We start from the raw sequence: 15705 nt of genomic DNA, 5'->3' as shown, positions 1-15705 counted from the left end.
AATTCGCCGATTCCAGAGAGACCTTTTTAACGGTCGCAGTGCGCCAGTGGCAATAATTTATAGCTTGTTGATGTGTGATGCCTACCACTGGGAAATGGCGAAACCCAGGGTAGCGCAAATAATACCTGCCGTACAAGTTATCAATGCTGTCCTTCGAGGTACGCGTCCGCAGCCAATGTGATAAGGCTGTGGTATCGGGCATCTGGGATTGGTAAAAAGCTTGCGAAGAATCTTTGCGAAGGAAATGCAGGTACTCAATCCAATGTAAATTAGATATCTCGGCTTCGTCCATAAAGAGACTGTCTTGTACGGGCACCACCCCCGGTGCCTTCACAGAACGCAACATTTCAAGACGGGTCTGGGCACGCAATCCACTTTTACCCACTACGCCCATACCTATCAATAGCTGGCAAAATACCCGTACCCATTCCTGTGATTTCATGCCACAATTTATGCTTCGCTTGCGCTTCTCGGAGTATTACATCTGAAAGGCTATAGCAAGACCTTTGGCAGCGCTCCGAGACTTGTTCCCGCTTATGATTTACCAAAAGCATTTCCAGCTTCCGGCCATGCGCCGGGGCTTTCATCTCATCACCGACTACGTGCTGCAAGAATTGCCGAAACTGCCGCAGATGCAGGCAGGCCTGCTGCACGTGTTCATTCAGCACACCTCGGCCAGCCTGTGCCTCAACGAAAACGCGGACCCAACGGTGCGCCACGATTTCGAGCAATACTTTCAGCGCTTGGTTCCCGAAAATGCGCCCTATTTCCGCCACAACTCCGAAGGGCCCGACGACATGCCCGCCCACCTAAAAGCCGCGTTGCTGGGCAGCAGCGTCAGCATTCCGGTTGCGAACGGGCGGCTGGCGCTGGGCACCTGGCAGGGTATCTACCTGGGCGAGCACCGCGAACACGGCGGCCGCCGCTCATTGTTACTCACGCTACTGGGCGAGTAACCATTTCTTTTTGAACTTGATGCAGCGCCGCTTGCAGCTCCCAGTGCAGGGTTTGGGCCAGGTAGCGCGCTTCGTCTAGCCGCGACTCGGTGTAGCGGCTGGCTTCCTCGGTATCGGCGGGGCCGGCCCACTGGTTGAGTTCGGCCAGGGTGCTGAGGCGGGTGAAGGACTGCTGCAAGGGGCCGTCGAGGCGGGCGCGCAGCTTGGGAACGAGCGTGGCATCGGCGGCTTGGGCGGCCTGCAGGTGGAGCAGGTCCTGGGCCACGCTGGCCAGGTCGGTGAGCAGCTGGCCTTCGGCAGCGCTGAGCTGGCGGGGGCGGCGGTCGAGCACGCAGAGGCTGCCGATGGCCAGGCCTTTGGGGGGTGCGCATGGCCTGGCCGGCGTAGAAACCCAGGTGCATTTGCTAGGCCACGAGAGGGTTGACCAATGTGCACGGCTCGGTGGCGACGTCCTCGAACACGGTGAGGCCATCCTGCAAAATGGCCACCGAACACATACTGTCTTCTCGGTTCACGACCGATGCTTCGGGCAGGCCGGCGTTGCCGACGAACACCACGTCGTGGGCACGTACCAAGGACACCAGGGCAATGGGCACGTCGAGCAGCTTGGCCACTACGCTCACAAAGTCGTTGAACAATGCCTGGCCCGGCGTGCCCAATACTTGGTAGGGCTGCAACGCTTCGAGCCGCTCGTGCTCGTACGAGGGAATCAGATTGGGATACTGCTGCGTCTTCATCGAGAAAATCAAACTGGGCACGCGGGCTTATTGAATTTTCAAAAGTCTGGCAAGCATTTTTCAAAGTTGTCTTTCTCTGGCTGAACGAATGCCATACCCCCGACGAACTCGCGAATTGCCGAGCTCAAACGGTTCAGCCTCCCGCGTTGCGGTCCCTCAACCGAGAAAATCCGGCAACCCGCCTTGCTCCCACGCCGCGAGCTCGGCGCGCAGGTTTTGGCGGGCCGTTGCGTCAAGCTCGGCCCGCAGCGCCGGCGTGTGGTAGAGCACGGGCGCGGCCAGCATCTTGGCCAGCACCTTGCGGCGCCCGGGGCGGTATAACAAATCGGGCACGAGGCGGTACTCCTGCCGCACCTGGCGGGCATAATTCCAGTACACTTCTTCGGCCGCGCCGAGAATGCTCAAATCCGCATCCAGAAAGTAGAGCAAGTCGGCGTCGTCGGGCGGTTGGGGCTGGGTGTGGTCGGCGGTGCGCTCGATGAGGAAGGCGACGCGCTGCTGCCGGGCGGGTTTCAGCGTGGAATCCTTCAGAAAAGCCAGGGCCTGGGCGGCGCTGCGGGCTTCGTTGTCCGACTTCAGGGCGTTGTATACGGCATCGTGAAACCAGACGGCCAGCTCCACCACCGTGGGGTCGCGTAGTTCTATTTGCGCCACGCGGTTCAGCAGGTTTTCGATGTGGTGCAGGGTGTGGTAGTGGCGCGTGGGGGACCGGTAGGCGGCGGCCAGGGCTTGAAAGGCGGCCTCGCGCTGGGCGGTATTGGGCACGAGCGGGGCGGTAAGGCGGTGCCAGCGAGCAGCTAGTTCATTCATACCGGCAAGTAAGGCGAAGTGCGCGGCTTGGGGCGGGCCGGCCGGCGCCGGGGGGCGGCGCCGTGCCAGTGAGGAAGTGTGCCGCGCCGGCACACGGGGTTCAACCGGGGTAGCCCGCCAACGACGGTTGTGGTATTATAGCAAAATTCTTTTAAAATAAATAATGACTTGAATACTGAGTCGTTTGGGCCAGGCGAGCACCGCCGCTGGCCGCTGGCCATAGCGCGACTGTAAGCATAAAAACCGCTTGGCACACAGAAAAATCGAGCGGGTCGGCAGCGGTCCCATCGTTCAGATTAAACGGGAGTCAAGGAGCTGCTTAAATGGTTCAGCCTACCCGGTTTTGGCAAAAAACTGCGCCGTGGAATTGAAACACACTCACCCAAGCGACGTAACCCGACGCATGCAGCCCATTGACCCGACACTCACTCCGCTCCCGCAGCCCGAGGCCGTCACCACCATTCCGGTGATTGAAGAAACCGCGCGCATTGAAAAGCAAGTGGTGGAAACCGGCCGCGTCATTGTGCGCAAAACCGTGCACCACGAAACCCAGACCGTGGACGTGCCCACCCAAGAAGAGCACGTGCACGTGGAGCGGGTGCCCATCAACCAGGTGGTGGAAACCCCGCCCGAGGTGCGCCACGAAGGCGACACCATGATAATCCCGGTGCTGCGCGAAGAAGTGGTGGTGACCACCCAGCTCGTGCTCGTGGAAGAGCTGCACGTGCGGAAGCGCACCCTTACCCAGAACAATCCCCAGGAGGTGACCCTGCGGCGCGAAGAAGTCCGCTACGAGCGCATCGAAGGTTCTCCTGCCCCGCCCGACGCTGCTTCTTAAGTACTCAACTTTTCCTTTTCCTTTCTTTCCACATTTTCATTTTTCACCAATGGCTCAAACCGTAATAGGCTTGTTCAATAGCGCTTCAGAAGCGCAGCAAGCAGTTCAGAAACTCATGTCCGCCGGCTTTATCCAAAGCAATGTTGACGTAGCCGCGCAAGACGCCCAGCGGGCCCAGCACCTCGTTGCCAATGAGTCCAGCAGCACCGGCAGCAGCCACACCACCGATACCGACCCCGGTGCCAACGACAGCATCGGCAACTTCTTCAGCAACCTGTTTGGCGGCAACGACAACGACGACGCCCGCGCTTACACCACGGCCACCCGTGGCGGCCGCTCGGTGGTGACGGTACACGCCGCCACAGCCGAAGAGGCCGAGCGTGCCCGCGACCTTCTCGACGACAACGGCGCCATCGACGTGCATGCCGAATACGCCCAAGCCCGTGCTGCCAGCGGCACCCAGACGGCCACTGCCGGCACCGCTGCCACCAGCGGCCAGACTACCGGCGCGCTGCCCATCATCGAAGAAAACCTGCAAGTAGGCAAGCGGGTGGAGCAAACCGGCGGCGCCCGCATCCGCAGCCGCATCATCGAGCGGCCCATTGAGGAGCACGTGCGCCTGCGCGAAGAGCACGTGAACATTCAGCGCCGCGACGTGAACCGCCCCGCCACCGAAGCCGATTTTGCTGCCTTCAAGGAAGGGGAAATCAGCGTGACCGAATCGGCGGAGCGCGCCGTGGTGGCCAAGGAAGCCCGCGTGGTGGGCGAAGTCAACATCGGCAAAGAAGTGACTGAGCGCGACGAAACCGTGCGCGGCACCGTGCGCAGCACCGACGTGCAAGTGGAGCAATTGGGCGCCAACCAAACCCGCACCACCGATACCGACTACGACGAAACCACCCGCACCAACCGCTAGGTTCGGGGTTTCGTAAGAAAAGCGACGGCTGGAATTCCAGCCGTCGCTTTTTTATTGCCGTCATATTGGTCCCAAAGTGGCCTGCGAAAAGAACGTTTTGGGAAACGGACCTTGCCTTGCCACAATCCGGTCACAACGTAGCAGGCTCTATTTGCGTGGTGCGCTGCACGCCCCACAGGTAACCGGCCAGCACCACTGCCGACACCAGCAGGGAGCCAATATATTGGCCGGACGAGCCGAAAACGTCGGCCATAGACTCGGCTTTTTGAATGGCAGGCGTGGCTAAATGCATGGCCGCCAAGCCGAGTCCATTGTTCACGGCGTGTAGCACGACGCACAGCCCCAACGAGCGGGTGCGGTAATAGAGCCAGCCCAGCAGCAGGCCCAACATCCCCGCGCTCATGCTCTGAGCCGGGTTAAAATGAATGAGGCCAAACAACAGAGCCGATTGACCAATGGCCGCCCACGGCGGGCAATTGCGCAGCAGTCCGTTCAGCACCAGCCCCCGAAAAAGCAGTTCTTCGAGCACCGGAGCCGCTACGGCCCCCAGCAGCAGTGCCGCCACCAGCGAATTGCTCAATTCCTGAAACTTAGCCCCCGTGGTGTCCGGCAAGTGGAGATAATGCAGCAGAGAAAGCAGCAGTTGCCCGGCCACAACCACTGCGGGCAGCGCCGCAAAGTGCCAAGCCCGGGCCTGCCCTAAAAACTCCCAGGACTGCCTGCGGGTCCCGGCCTTCCAACGCAAAAAAGCCAGCAGAGCCACGTTGGCCGCCGCTGCCGCCAGCAAAAGCTGTTGTACCCGCGGCAGCGCAGTAGTTGCCGCCAGCAACAAGTAGCTAGCGCCACCCGCCACCAGCGTGGCCAGCAGATACCACCCGACTATGGCCCAGCTTTCACCCAAGGTTGGATAAGCCGGCCGCGGATGCAGCTGCGCAGCTGGGACTTGCCAATCCACAATTGGTTGATGGTCAAGATTGGAAGCAAGAGTTGCGGCTGGCGGCGGGACGGGTTCCATCAAAACAAAAGGGGCAATGAGTGACCAAGGTAATGTTAGAAACCTAAAAGCTTCCGGCTACAGTCGCTCGTTTCCCCCTCCAGACCCGGCTACTGCTTGCGCCAGCCGGAGCTTGCTGTGCTTTTTGCCGTAGCCATAGTAAATGGCCATGCCCAAGGCCAACCACACTAGCAGGCGCAACCAGGTTTCCCAGGGCAGCGAGGCCATCATCACGACGCATACCAGAATGCCAAGAATGGGTACCACCGGCACCCACGGCGTGCGGAAGCTGCGCGGGGCGTCGGGGTTGGTGCGGCGCATGATGAGCACGCCCAAGCACACCATCACAAACGCCAGCAGGGTGCCAATGCTGGTCATTTCACCAACCACAGCAATGGGCACAAAGCCAGCAAACAGCGCAATGAACAAACCCAGCAACAGGCTGGACTGAAACGGCGTGTTGAACTTGGGGTGCAGCCGGGAGAACACCGGCGGAAGCAGCCCGTCTTTCGACATCGAGAAGAACACCCGCGACTGGCCCAGCAAGTCCACCAGAATCACGGACGTGTAGCCGATGAGAATGGCCAGAATCACGGCCGAACTGAGCCAGGCATACGGAGTTTTCTCGATGGCAATGGCGACCGGCGCGGCGCTGTTTTTAAACTCCGTGTAGTTGGCCAGGCCCGTGAGCACGTGCCCGAACAGCACAAACAGCACGGTGCACACCGCCAAGGAGCCCAGAATGCCAATGGGCATGTTGCGCTGCGGGTTTTTGGTTTCCTGGGCCATAGTAGCCACGATGTCGAAACCGATGAACACGAAGAAAATGACGCCGGCCCCGCGCAGGATTCCGCTCAAGCCAAACTCGCCGAACGTGCCCGTGTTGGTCGGGATGTAGGGTTGGTAGTTGGCAGGGTCGATGTACTGCCAACCCAGCGCGATGAACACCAGCACCACGGCCACTTTCAGAGCTACCACCAAGGCGTTGAACCACGCCGAGCCTTTGGTACCGCGCGTGACAATGGCCGTGATGGCCAGCACAATGAGCATGGCCGGCACGTTCACAAATCCCGACACCGTGGAGCCATCAGCCAGCTTGGCCGTTTCGAAGGGCGACATCACCAGCTGCGCCGGAATGTGCAGATTGTACTTGCCGAGAAACTTGACGAGGTACTGCGACCAGCTAATGGCCACCGTGGCCGCGCCCACCGAATATTCCAGCACCAAGTCCCAACCAATAATCCAGGCGAACAACTCGCCCATGGTGGCGTAAGAATACGTGTAGGCACTGCCCGACACCGGCACCAGCGCGGCAAACTCCGCGTAGCACAGCGCCGAAAACGCGCAGCCCACGGCCGCTACCACGAAGGAAAGCGTAACAGCGGGGCCAGCATTGTTAGCCGCCGCAATGCCCGTCAGGGAAAACAAGCCCGCGCCAATGATTACGCCAATGCCGATGGCAATGAGACTAACGCCGTTCAGGCTTCGCTTGAGGGTGTTAGCGCCCGTTTCGGCTGCTTCGGCCCGAAGCAGCTCGAGTGATTTTTTTAACATGAAAGTGTGTAAAGGCGCTAATAGCGCAGACAAAAAAGACCGTCATGCTGAGCGCAGCCGAAGCATCTCTACTGAGCAACTAATCATAGTTAGTACAGCAGTAGAGATGCTTCGCTGCGCTCAGCATGACGGCATGGGGAACTGCATGGCAGCTAAAAGCCCAACTAAGCCAGCACTTGAATAACCGATTCGGAGAACCGCTCCATTTCTTCCAACTGTGGGCTGGCCTGTAGTAGGAAGAAGTCCACACCTACCGCCTCGAAGGCACCGATGCGGTCCTGTAGCTGCGCGGGGGTACCGGTGAGGCCCGTGCGCAGGCCGCGGTTCGACACTGAGTAGTCGTGCAGCGACACTTGCTGCTCCAGTTGCGTGCCGGCCAGCCACTGCTGGTAGTTGTCGTAGCCAGCCGCCGACGATTTCACGTTGGTGATGCGGTCCAACTCCTTCTTCACGTCCTGCTCGTTGTCGCGCACAATGGTGTAACCGGCCACGCCGAACTTCATGGGCGGCAAGCCTTTCTGCTCGCGGCGGCGGCGCATGTCGGCAATGCGGGCCCCGATTTGCTCGGGTGAGTCGCCGTGCATCACGTAGCCGTCGCACTGCGTCGAGATGAGGTCTTTTGCCGCTTCCGACTCGCCCCCGGCATAGAGGAACGGCGCTTTGGCGGGCTTGGGCTGCAGAATGTTGTCGGCCACTTGGTAGTACTTACCCTCGTAGCTGAAATGGTCCTGCTTCCACACATTGGTCACCACGTCCAGCCATTCGCGGGTGCGGGCGTACCGGTCGTCGTGCTGCTCGAAGTGCAGGCCGTATTTAGTGGCCTCGTCGCGCCACCAGCTCGATACCACATTCAGCGACAAGCGACCGGGCGCAATTAAGTCAATGTTGGCGGCCTGCTTGGCGAGCAGCGCGGGGTTGTGAAAAGTGGGGCGTACGGCCACCATTATTTCCAGTTGCTCGGTCACAGCAGCCAAGGCCGCGGCCGTGCTCCACGCTTCGAGCGACGGGGCTTCCGTGCCCTTGATGTCGTTCAAATACAGCTCTGCAATCAGCGTAAGGTCGTAGCCGAGGGCTTCGCTGCGTTGCGCCAGCTGCTTCACGTAGTTCCAGTCGGTGGGCATTTGCTCGTCTTCCACGTTACGCAGCCAGCCCCCGAAAATGGGCATCCAATATCCGAATTTCATGTTAAGTAAGCCTAAAAGAACGTCATGCTGAGCGCAGCCGAAGCATCTCTACTGCGTGAGTACTTCACTTCGCTGCAACGAAGCGGGCGAGATGCTTCGGCTGCGCTCAGCATGACGTTCAGTTGTTATTATTTTGGATTAAGCAGTGGCCAGTTCGGACTGCACAGATGCGGTGGCGGAAGCGGGCAGTTGCGCTTCCAGGTAGTCCACGAAACGGGCGTAGGGGTCAAAACCTACCACGTTCACGGCATCGGCCACGAAGTTGGACAGGGCATTGATGTCGTAGAAGAGCACATCGCCGGTGCGGTCGTCGATGAGGTACTCGATGCCACCCACGTCAATTTTGGCGGCAGCCACGATGCGCTCAACAGCGGCAACCACCTCAGCGGGAGGCGTGAAGGCCTCTACCTGGATGCCTTTCTTGGGCGCTTCGGTCAAGCAGAACTCGGCCGACTGCTCCTCCGGAATCTGGCAGATTTCGGCCGGGCACAGGTTGAAGCTCTCGCCAGTGGTGTACACTTTCATGGCGTACAGGAACTTGCCGTCCAGCGTCTCCACGCGGTGGATGTTGCCGCCGCGGGGCGTTACGTACTCCTGTACCAGCGCGGTTTGGTCGATGCCGAGGTCAATCTGGTTGGCTTCCACAGCCGCTTGCAAGCCTTCCGGCGTGTCGAAGCGAATGATGCCCGCGCCGCTGCCGCCAATGTTTACTTTCACTACGATGGGGAAGCGAAGCTCCTTGACCGCGTCGATTGCGCGCGAGGCGTGATTAATCACAAACGACTTGGGGTACTTCAGGCCCAGTGACTCGAACAAAGAGAGCTGGCGGGCCTTGTTGGTCTCGATGGCCGTGGCCGCCGAACCGTTGATGATGCGCGTGCCAATGCGCTCGAGGTGAGTGGCATAGCCCGCGGTGTGGAATATACCCTGGCCGTGCCCGCGCAAGTAGGCCGAGGAACTCATGCGGTTCACCACGAGGCTGTAGCGGCTTTCCTTTTCGGCGGGGTTGAAGAGGTGGTGCGCGGCATCAATCTTCTCGTAGGGCAGCCCGCGACGGTCCAACTCTGCGAAGAGCGGCTTAAACCATTCGGGGTGCTCGAAATAGATGCCAATGGGCTTTTGCAAAGAGGCCATAAACTGGAGAGAATTAGAAGAAACTGAGTTAGAGAACAAAGCAGCCGCGAAAACGGCGCCCGGATAGTTCGAAATTGATTGAAACCCGCTGATGAAGTGTGGGATAAGTGCCGCGGACGAGGCAGCCGCGTGCACGCGTTTCTGCCAACGCTGGTAGCGTTACGTTTGGAATACCCACAAGCAGGAAAAGGGTGCAAGGCCCGCTAAGCGGACCTTCACCAACTCACCCCCGCGAAATCAGACGGAGACGTCGGTGCTTAAGCCAGACAACAACAACAGCCCATGCCGGCCGGGCGCACGGCTACGGCGCGGGCCTGAAACGAGGCGGGAGAAACGAGAAGGTTGTTGGCAGCGTCCACGGCAACTTGTTTTTATATGGTCAGGAATTGGCACCTTGCCCGCGGTTGCGGATGGTTGCCGGCGCATCTTAGAGCCTGTCTCTCAGCGCCTCTGTATAAAAACAATCCTTTGGGAGAAAGAATTGATGCCGCAAAGGTACGGCACACTCGCCCGATTTTTCCAAATCGGTAGCTAGGAGCATTTACGCGGCTCTATTTCCGCAGGGCCAGCCGCACGCCGCCCATCAGCCAGCGCGTGGGCATTTGGGCACCCAGCAAGTCCGAATATTTTTCGTTGAACAGGTTCTGCACCTGCCCCGTGAGCCACAGGCGCTGCGGCAAGATTGCGGCTTCCAGCCGGGCATTGAACACGGCGTATTCCGGCCGCTGCACCCGGCTGATGGCCGCTACGGCGTTGGCATCGCGCTGCTTCCACAGCCCGCTGAAGCTCGCATTGACGCGGTTTGACGTGATGCCGACCGTGCCGGACACCACGTGGCGGGCAATGTTGGCCAGGTACTGCGAGGCAATGCTTTCGGCATTGGTCACCTTCACCAAAGTGTAGCCCAGGCTGCCATCAAAACGGGTTTTGGGCGTGAACTGGTGGGCATACGTCAGCTCGGCTTCAAGGCCACGGGTGGTGACATCGAACAGGTTTTGGGCAAAGCGGTAGGTGCTGGCGGCGTTGAGATTGGTGAGGCCGCTGGCTTCGATGACCTGCGCACCGGGCGTCGGCACGTAGTCAATCTGGTTGTTGCCCTTCCGCAGGAAACCAGTCAGCTTGGCAGTAAAGCCCGGAAATGGGCGGTAGTCAGCCCCCATTTCGTAGTTCGTGGTCCGCTCCGCTTGCAGGGCGGCATTGCCCACGTTGAAGCCATTGGGCACAATGCCAGGCCGGCCATTAGCATTGTAGCGCTCCGTGAAATCGGGGGCGCGAATGGCCCGGCCGATGGCGCCCCGCACGGTGAGGGCCTCTCCTATTTGCTGGCTCGCATTGAGTTGGGGCACTAGTTCGGTGCCGTAGGCTTGGTCGTGGTCGACGCGCAGGCCCCCGGTTAGGGCTAGGCCGGCACTTGGCGTCACGGCCACCACGCCGAAGGCGGCGTAGTGCCACTGCGCGTGATTGCCGCGGTCGTTGCTTTCCACCGCACGGCGGTCGGCTTGGCCGCCCAGCGTGGCGCGCACTTTGTCTCCAACCTGCTGCTGGTGGCTCAGCAACACGTTGGTGTAGTGCGTGAGGTGGTCGCTGGCCACCGACGTGGGCGTGTAGAGGTAATAGTCGGTGCCGCGGCTGGTCGACACTTGCGCTTCGGTGCGGGCGCGCTCGTTGTGCTGGTAGCTGAGCTGGCCTTGGTACCAGTTTTTGTTGGTGGTTTCGCGGGCCAGGTCGCCGGCGTTAGTGGTGTAGAAAAACTGGGCGTTGTAGTCGCGCCGGTCGAGGCTGGCGCGGGCAGCCAAACTCAGTTTGGACGTGATGTCGTAAGCGGCCGAAAGGGAATACGTTTTAAGATTGGCATCGCTGCGCTGGCTGCTTGGCGCACCGCGCAGCTGGCCGTCAGTGGTGTTCAGCAAGATGCCACCCCCCACGCGCAAGCCGTTTTTAGCCAGAAAGCCGCCCGTGTTGGTGTGCCATAGGTTCCACTCACCGCGCATGGTAGTGCTGGTGAGTTCGGCCTCGTCGCGGCGCTCGGTGGCGGCAAAGGTTTTGGTAACGATGTTGATGACGCCGCCCACGGCATCGGGCCCGTAGAGAGCCGCCCCAGCCCCACGGATGATTTCAATCTGCTCAATCTCGGCCGGCGTGATGGGCAAGTAGGCCCCAAAGTGGCCCGTCAGCGGGTCGTTCAGTCGCATGCCGTCCAGCAGGAAAAGCACCTGGGTGAAGGTGCTGCCGCGCAGGCTCACGTCGGCTTGCGCGCCGAAGGGGCCGCGGCTCTGCACTTCCAATGCGGGCAGGCAGCGCAGCAAATCGTCGAGCGAATTCACCGGATAGCGCGTAATGCTGGCGCCGGAAATGACCGTCACGGCGCGCCCGGTTTGGTTCAGGGGCTGGCTGAGGCGGGAGGCGTATACGGTGACTTCGCGCAGGCTGCGGCTGCTGTCGGCCGGTGTTTGAGCCAAGGCCTGTGGTGCTTGCGCAAGCCCCTGGATAGCCACCAAACAGCTTACGGATAGTAATCGGAACATGAAAACCACTTCGGAATGAGAGAGCAAAACTACATAGGCCTTGTCGGCGCGCCTGCTCAACCACTCGCGGCCCCACGGTAAAAAGCAGGGTTGTGAAGGTTTGCTACAGCAGTAGTGTCAGTCTGTGAACGGCTTAGCAAGCAGCCGAGGGGTTGAGATGGCTCCCGGCAGCGCTTGCTGCATGCTTACCAGCGGCCAACTAGCCCGCGGCAAGCAGTAGTTTGCGGCATTATGCCAGCTCCCGCCCCCGCTGCGCCACCCACCGCACGGCCTTACTACCCGGCTCTCACTGGCTTGCGGGCCATTGCGGCCTACCTGGTTTTCTTCCTGCATTTCCGGCCCCCGGTGGCCGAAGGAATCCAAAACATTTTCAGCCAATTTTATGTAGGTGTGGGCATCTTCTTCGTGCTCAGCGGCTTTGTTATCGCAACCCGGTACCTGGGCACGGTGCAGGTTACCGCCGCGTGGTGGCGGCGCTACCTCTGGCGGCGCGTAGCCCGCATTTACCCGGTCTACCTCTTGTTGAATGGCGTGCTGCTGGCCTACCGCTACTGGCCCGTTCCAGCGGGCCAAGCAGCCAACCGTGCGCTGCTGTTTTTCTTAAGCCAAACGCTGCTGCGCGGCTTTTCCAGCACGCTCAAGTACGTGGGCATCCCCCAGGGGTGGTCGCTGACCGTGGAGGAATGCTTTTACTTTTCGGCCCCGGTGCTCCTGCTGGCCTGGCAGCGGTGGGGCCTCCGCGGCGCAGCAGGCTTTGTGGCCGCCACGGTGGGCTTAGGCTTGTCCCTGACGTATCTCTGCATGGGCCGGGCGGAGTTACACGGGCTTTTTGGCTCGTATTATCACCTGTTCAATTACACCTTTTTTGGCAGGGTGGCTGAGTTCACGCTGGGCGTTGGGCTGGCTCGCTGGTGGGCCGCCCGCCCCACCGGGGTGGTTCTCCGCTCTCAGTGGCCCTGGCGCACGCTGGCCGGGCTTCTGCTCATGGTCCTGACGGTGGGACTACTGGCCTGGCTGCGCTCGCCGAGCAACTTTTACGACGGGCGGCTCCACCTCGGCGCCATCGCTCTCAACAACCTAATGTTCCCTATAGGCGTGCTGCTGCTGCTGGCCGGGCTGCTCGCCGAGCGCAGCTGGCTCCGGGCGGCCCTGGCCACCAAGCTAATGCAAGCGCTGGGACGCAGCTCGTACTTTTTCTATTTGTTCCACGTGGGCCTGTTCAGCATCTGGTGGAACGCCTGGGTTGGCCCGGCTGGGCATCTTGGGTGGCGGTTTTTGGCAACGGTGCTTATTTCCGAAGCCGGCTACCGATGGCTGGAAGAGCCCCTGCGCCGGTGGGTGCTGGACCGCACGCGGGCCTAGCGCTCCCGAACTGAGCTTCCGCCGCGGTCAACTGGAGCTGCCCAGCGCCACCAAGGACGGCCTAGCCCGCCCCCGCGGTCCTGCATTCGCTTGTTACTTTCGCAAGGCGAACCAGCAGTCTGCTTTCGCGGGGCTAGGGACTGGCCCAAGTTTTTCTTTTTCATCCGTTTTCCTTTTTCATGAAGCATCTTTTTGCGCTGGGCCTCCTGGGCTTGGTGGCCGGTGCACCGGCTTACGCTCAGGCTCCCTCCACCCCGGTCGCCAAGGCAGAATCTCCTTATCGCGCCTCAGCCACCAAAGTCAACGACTTGGTGCACACCAAGCTCGACGTGCGGTTTGACTACGCCAAGCGTTACCTCTACGGCAAGACGTGGATTATGCTCAAGCCCCACGCCTACCCCACCGACTCGCTGCGACTTGACGCCAAGGGCATGGACATCAAGGCCGTAGCCCTGATGAACGGCGAGCAGCAAACGCCCCTCAAGTACAGCTACACCGATGCCGCCAACTTGCGCATCAACCTGGGCAAAACCTTCAAGCCCGGCGAGCAATACACCATTTACATCGACTACGTCTCGAAGCCGGACGAGCTGAAAGTGAAGGGCAGCGCCGCCATCACCGACGCCAAGGGCTTGTATTTCATCAACCCCGACAGCGCCGTGGCCGGCAAGCCCGTGCAAATCTGGACGCAGGGCGAGACCGAAGCCTCGTCGGCCTGGTTCCCCACCATCGACCGCCCCAACCAGAAAACCACCCAGGAAATTAGCATGACCGTGCCCAGCAAGTACGTCACGCTGAGCAATGGCGCGCTCGTAAGCCAGAAGCCCGCCGGCCCTGGCTTGCGCACCGACACCTGGAAGATGGACCTGCCCCACGCGCCCTACCTGTTCATGATGGCCGTGGGTGACTTCAAAATCTACAAAGACACCTGGCGCGGCAAGGAAGTGAGCTACTACCTCGAGCCCAAGTACGCCCCCTTCGCCAAGCAGATTTTCGGTAACACGCCCGACATGCTGGAGTTCTATTCCAACCGCCTCGGCGTGGAGTATCCGTGGAACAAATACGCCCAGATTGTGGCCCGCGACTACGTGAGCGGCGCCATGGAAAACACCACCGCCACCCTGCACGGCGAGCAAGTGCAGATGACGGACCGAGAACTGCTCGACCGCGAGTTTAGCAACGAGTCGGTCATTGCCCACGAGCTGTTTCACCAGTGGTTCGGCGACTACGTGACGGCCGAATCGTGGTCGAACATCACCGTGAACGAGACCATGGCCGACTTTTCGGAAGGCCTCTACGCCGAACACAAGTACGGTAAGGACGCCGCCGATGCGCACTACTACCGCTACCTGCGCAGCTACCTCAACAGCCCCCGCGACGCGGCTAAAAACCTGGTGCGCTTCCACTACGACAGCCAGGAGGACGTGTTCGACCTGGTGAGCTACCAGAAAGGCGGCGCCGTGATGGACATGCTCCGCACCTACCTGGGCGATGAGGTTTTCTTCGCCAGCCTGCAGAAATATTTGAAAGACAACGCCCTTGGCAACGGCGAGGCGCACCAGATGCGCTTGGCCTTCGAGGCCGTGTCGGGCAAAGACCTGAACTGGTTCTGGAACCAGTGGTACTACGCTCCCGGTCACCCCGTTGTCACCATCGACTACGCTTGGGACGCAGCCAAAAAGGTGCAGTCTGTAACCGTGAAGCAGACCCAGCCGGGCCAGACGTTCCAGTTGCCCTTCACCATCGACTACTACGTGGGCGGCAAGGTGCAGCGCCAGCCCGTAATGATGACTGAGGCCACTCAGACGTTCACCATGCCCCTTTCGGCCAAGCCGGAGCTGGTAAACGTGGACGCCAACAAAAAAATGCTGTGGCAGAAAACCGACAATAAGCCGGTGGTCGCTGCTGTGTATCAGTTCAGCCACGCTCCGCTGTTTGTGGACCGCCGCGAGGCCGTGGCCGCTACTGCCAAAGAGCAGACCTCCAACGCCGCTGCCCGTGGCGTGCTGTTAGCCGCCCTCAACGACAAGTTTTATGGCATCCGCGGGGCTGCGGTAGCTGCCCTGAAGCTGGATGACAAAGCCGTGGCCAAAGCGGCGGGCCCTGCCCTGCGTAAGCGCGCGGCCACCGAAAAAGAGCCTGCCGTAATGACGCAGCTGCTCAATTCGCTGGCTCAGCTGAAAGACAAGAAGGACGAAAAGCTTTTCAGCAAGCAGCTCAACAACCAGTCGTACAACGTGCAGGGTGCAGCCCTGCGTGGCTATGCCGCTGTGCAGCCCGCCCAGGCCCTGGCGAAAGCCAAAGCCTTTGAGAAAGACGAGCATGCAGCCCTGGCCCAAGCTGTGGTGGACGTGTACGCCAAAGCCGGCGGCCCGAACGAGTGGGCCTACGTGCGCGACAAGTTCGACGCTGCTCGCCCGCAAGCGCAGTTCAACATGGCCCCGGCCTTGACTACCATGATGGGCCGCCTCGACGACCCCAAAGCTTTTGCCGAAGGCGTGGAGCGGGTGAAGGCCTTTGCCATCAAGTACAAGACCTACGGCGCCGACCAAATGGGCGCCGGCCTGCTGCAGGAAGCGGCCAAAACCCAAGCCAACCGCGGGCGCGGCACCGAGTCGCAGCAAGCCGTCGACAAGGCCGTGCAGGAGATTCAATCGGCCAAATAGCTTTTTGAGCTGATAAAACAAAAGCCCCG

The 15705-nt window shown here is 60.5% G+C and carries 13 protein-coding genes, 1 pseudogene and 1 riboswitch; of the genes and pseudogenes, 5 read left to right on the top strand and 9 right to left on the bottom strand.

Going from position 1 to position 15705, the window contains the following annotated elements; translation table 11 throughout:
* Positions 1-442 (bottom strand): annotated as a pseudogene (locus tag VF629_RS22460) (hypothetical protein); the annotation flags it as partial.
* Positions 443-536: 94 nt separating this feature from the next.
* On the opposite strand from VF629_RS22460, the gene VF629_RS22455 reads away from it, so the two are divergent.
* A complete protein-coding gene (locus tag VF629_RS22455) occupies positions 537-956 on the top strand; it encodes a secondary thiamine-phosphate synthase enzyme YjbQ (protein WP_331060749.1) in 420 nt (139 codons plus the stop codon).
* Here the strand turns inward: VF629_RS22455 and VF629_RS22450 are convergent.
* From VF629_RS22450 to VF629_RS22440, 3 genes are all read right to left on the bottom strand, one after another.
* Positions 937-1287, bottom strand: coding sequence for a hypothetical protein (locus VF629_RS22450; protein WP_331060748.1), 351 nt, complete (start codon positions 1285-1287; stop codon positions 937-939). The two genes, VF629_RS22455 and VF629_RS22450, sit on opposite strands and share 20 nt — an antisense overlap.
* Positions 1288-1360: 73 nt before the next feature.
* Positions 1361-1714 (bottom strand): hypothetical protein, encoded by a 354-nt coding sequence (locus tag VF629_RS22445; RefSeq protein ID WP_331060747.1) that lies wholly within the window; start codon positions 1712-1714, stop codon positions 1361-1363.
* Positions 1715-1849: 135 nt separating this feature from the next.
* On the bottom strand, positions 1850-2503 hold the full coding sequence (locus tag VF629_RS22440; protein WP_331060746.1) for a hypothetical protein: 654 nt from the start codon (positions 2501-2503) through the stop codon (positions 1850-1852).
* A gap of 367 nt (positions 2504-2870) precedes the next feature.
* On the opposite strand from VF629_RS22440, the gene VF629_RS22435 reads away from it, so the two are divergent.
* Both VF629_RS22435 and VF629_RS22430 read left to right on the top strand, forming a co-directional pair.
* Positions 2871-3341 (top strand): YsnF/AvaK domain-containing protein, encoded by a 471-nt coding sequence (locus VF629_RS22435; RefSeq protein ID WP_331060745.1) that lies wholly within the window; start codon positions 2871-2873, stop codon positions 3339-3341.
* A gap of 49 nt (positions 3342-3390) precedes the next feature.
* Positions 3391-4257, top strand: coding sequence for a YsnF/AvaK domain-containing protein (locus VF629_RS22430; protein WP_331060744.1), 867 nt, complete (start codon positions 3391-3393; stop codon positions 4255-4257).
* Positions 4258-4387: 130 nt separating this feature from the next.
* On the opposite strand, the gene VF629_RS22425 is transcribed toward VF629_RS22430, so the two are convergent.
* From VF629_RS22425 to VF629_RS22405, 5 genes are all read right to left on the bottom strand, one after another.
* Positions 4388-5212 (bottom strand): CPBP family intramembrane glutamic endopeptidase, encoded by an 825-nt coding sequence (locus VF629_RS22425; RefSeq protein WP_331060743.1) that lies wholly within the window; start codon positions 5210-5212, stop codon positions 4388-4390.
* A gap of 117 nt (positions 5213-5329) precedes the next feature.
* Positions 5330-6805: an amino acid permease gene (locus tag VF629_RS22420; RefSeq protein ID WP_331060742.1), complete on the bottom strand. Its 1476-nt coding sequence runs from the start codon at positions 6803-6805 to the stop codon at positions 5330-5332.
* A 164-nt stretch (positions 6806-6969) separates the two neighbouring features.
* A complete protein-coding gene (locus VF629_RS22415) occupies positions 6970-7989 on the bottom strand; it encodes an LLM class flavin-dependent oxidoreductase (RefSeq protein ID WP_331060741.1) in 1020 nt (339 codons plus the stop codon).
* 138 nt (positions 7990-8127) lie between these two features.
* The gene (locus tag VF629_RS22410) at positions 8128-9123 is read right to left on the bottom strand and encodes a hypothetical protein (protein WP_331060740.1); all 996 of its coding nucleotides are present in this window, start codon (positions 9121-9123) and stop codon (positions 8128-8130) included.
* Between the two features lie 368 nt (positions 9124-9491).
* Positions 9492-9584: riboswitch (SAM riboswitch) on the bottom strand.
* 90 nt (positions 9585-9674) lie between these two features.
* Complete coding sequence (locus tag VF629_RS22405) at positions 9675-11582, bottom strand: TonB-dependent receptor (protein ID WP_331060739.1); 1908 nt, start codon at positions 11580-11582, stop codon at positions 9675-9677.
* A 297-nt stretch (positions 11583-11879) separates the two neighbouring features.
* Between VF629_RS22405 and VF629_RS22400 the strand changes: the two genes are divergently transcribed.
* Together VF629_RS22400 and VF629_RS22395 are read left to right on the top strand one after the other, a co-directional pair.
* Complete coding sequence (locus VF629_RS22400) at positions 11880-13010, top strand: acyltransferase (RefSeq protein WP_331060738.1); 1131 nt, start codon at positions 11880-11882, stop codon at positions 13008-13010.
* Between the two features lie 179 nt (positions 13011-13189).
* Positions 13190-15676, top strand: a complete 2487-nt coding sequence (locus VF629_RS22395) for a M1 family aminopeptidase (RefSeq protein ID WP_331060737.1) — start codon at positions 13190-13192, stop codon at positions 15674-15676.
* The last annotated feature ends 29 nt before the right edge of the window (positions 15677-15705 follow it).

The organism is Hymenobacter sp., assembly GCF_036388155.1.
Classification (GTDB): domain Bacteria; phylum Bacteroidota; class Bacteroidia; order Cytophagales; family Hymenobacteraceae; genus Hymenobacter.
Note: the sequence above shows the minus strand (reverse complement) of the source record. Positions and strands in the feature narration are given on the sequence as shown.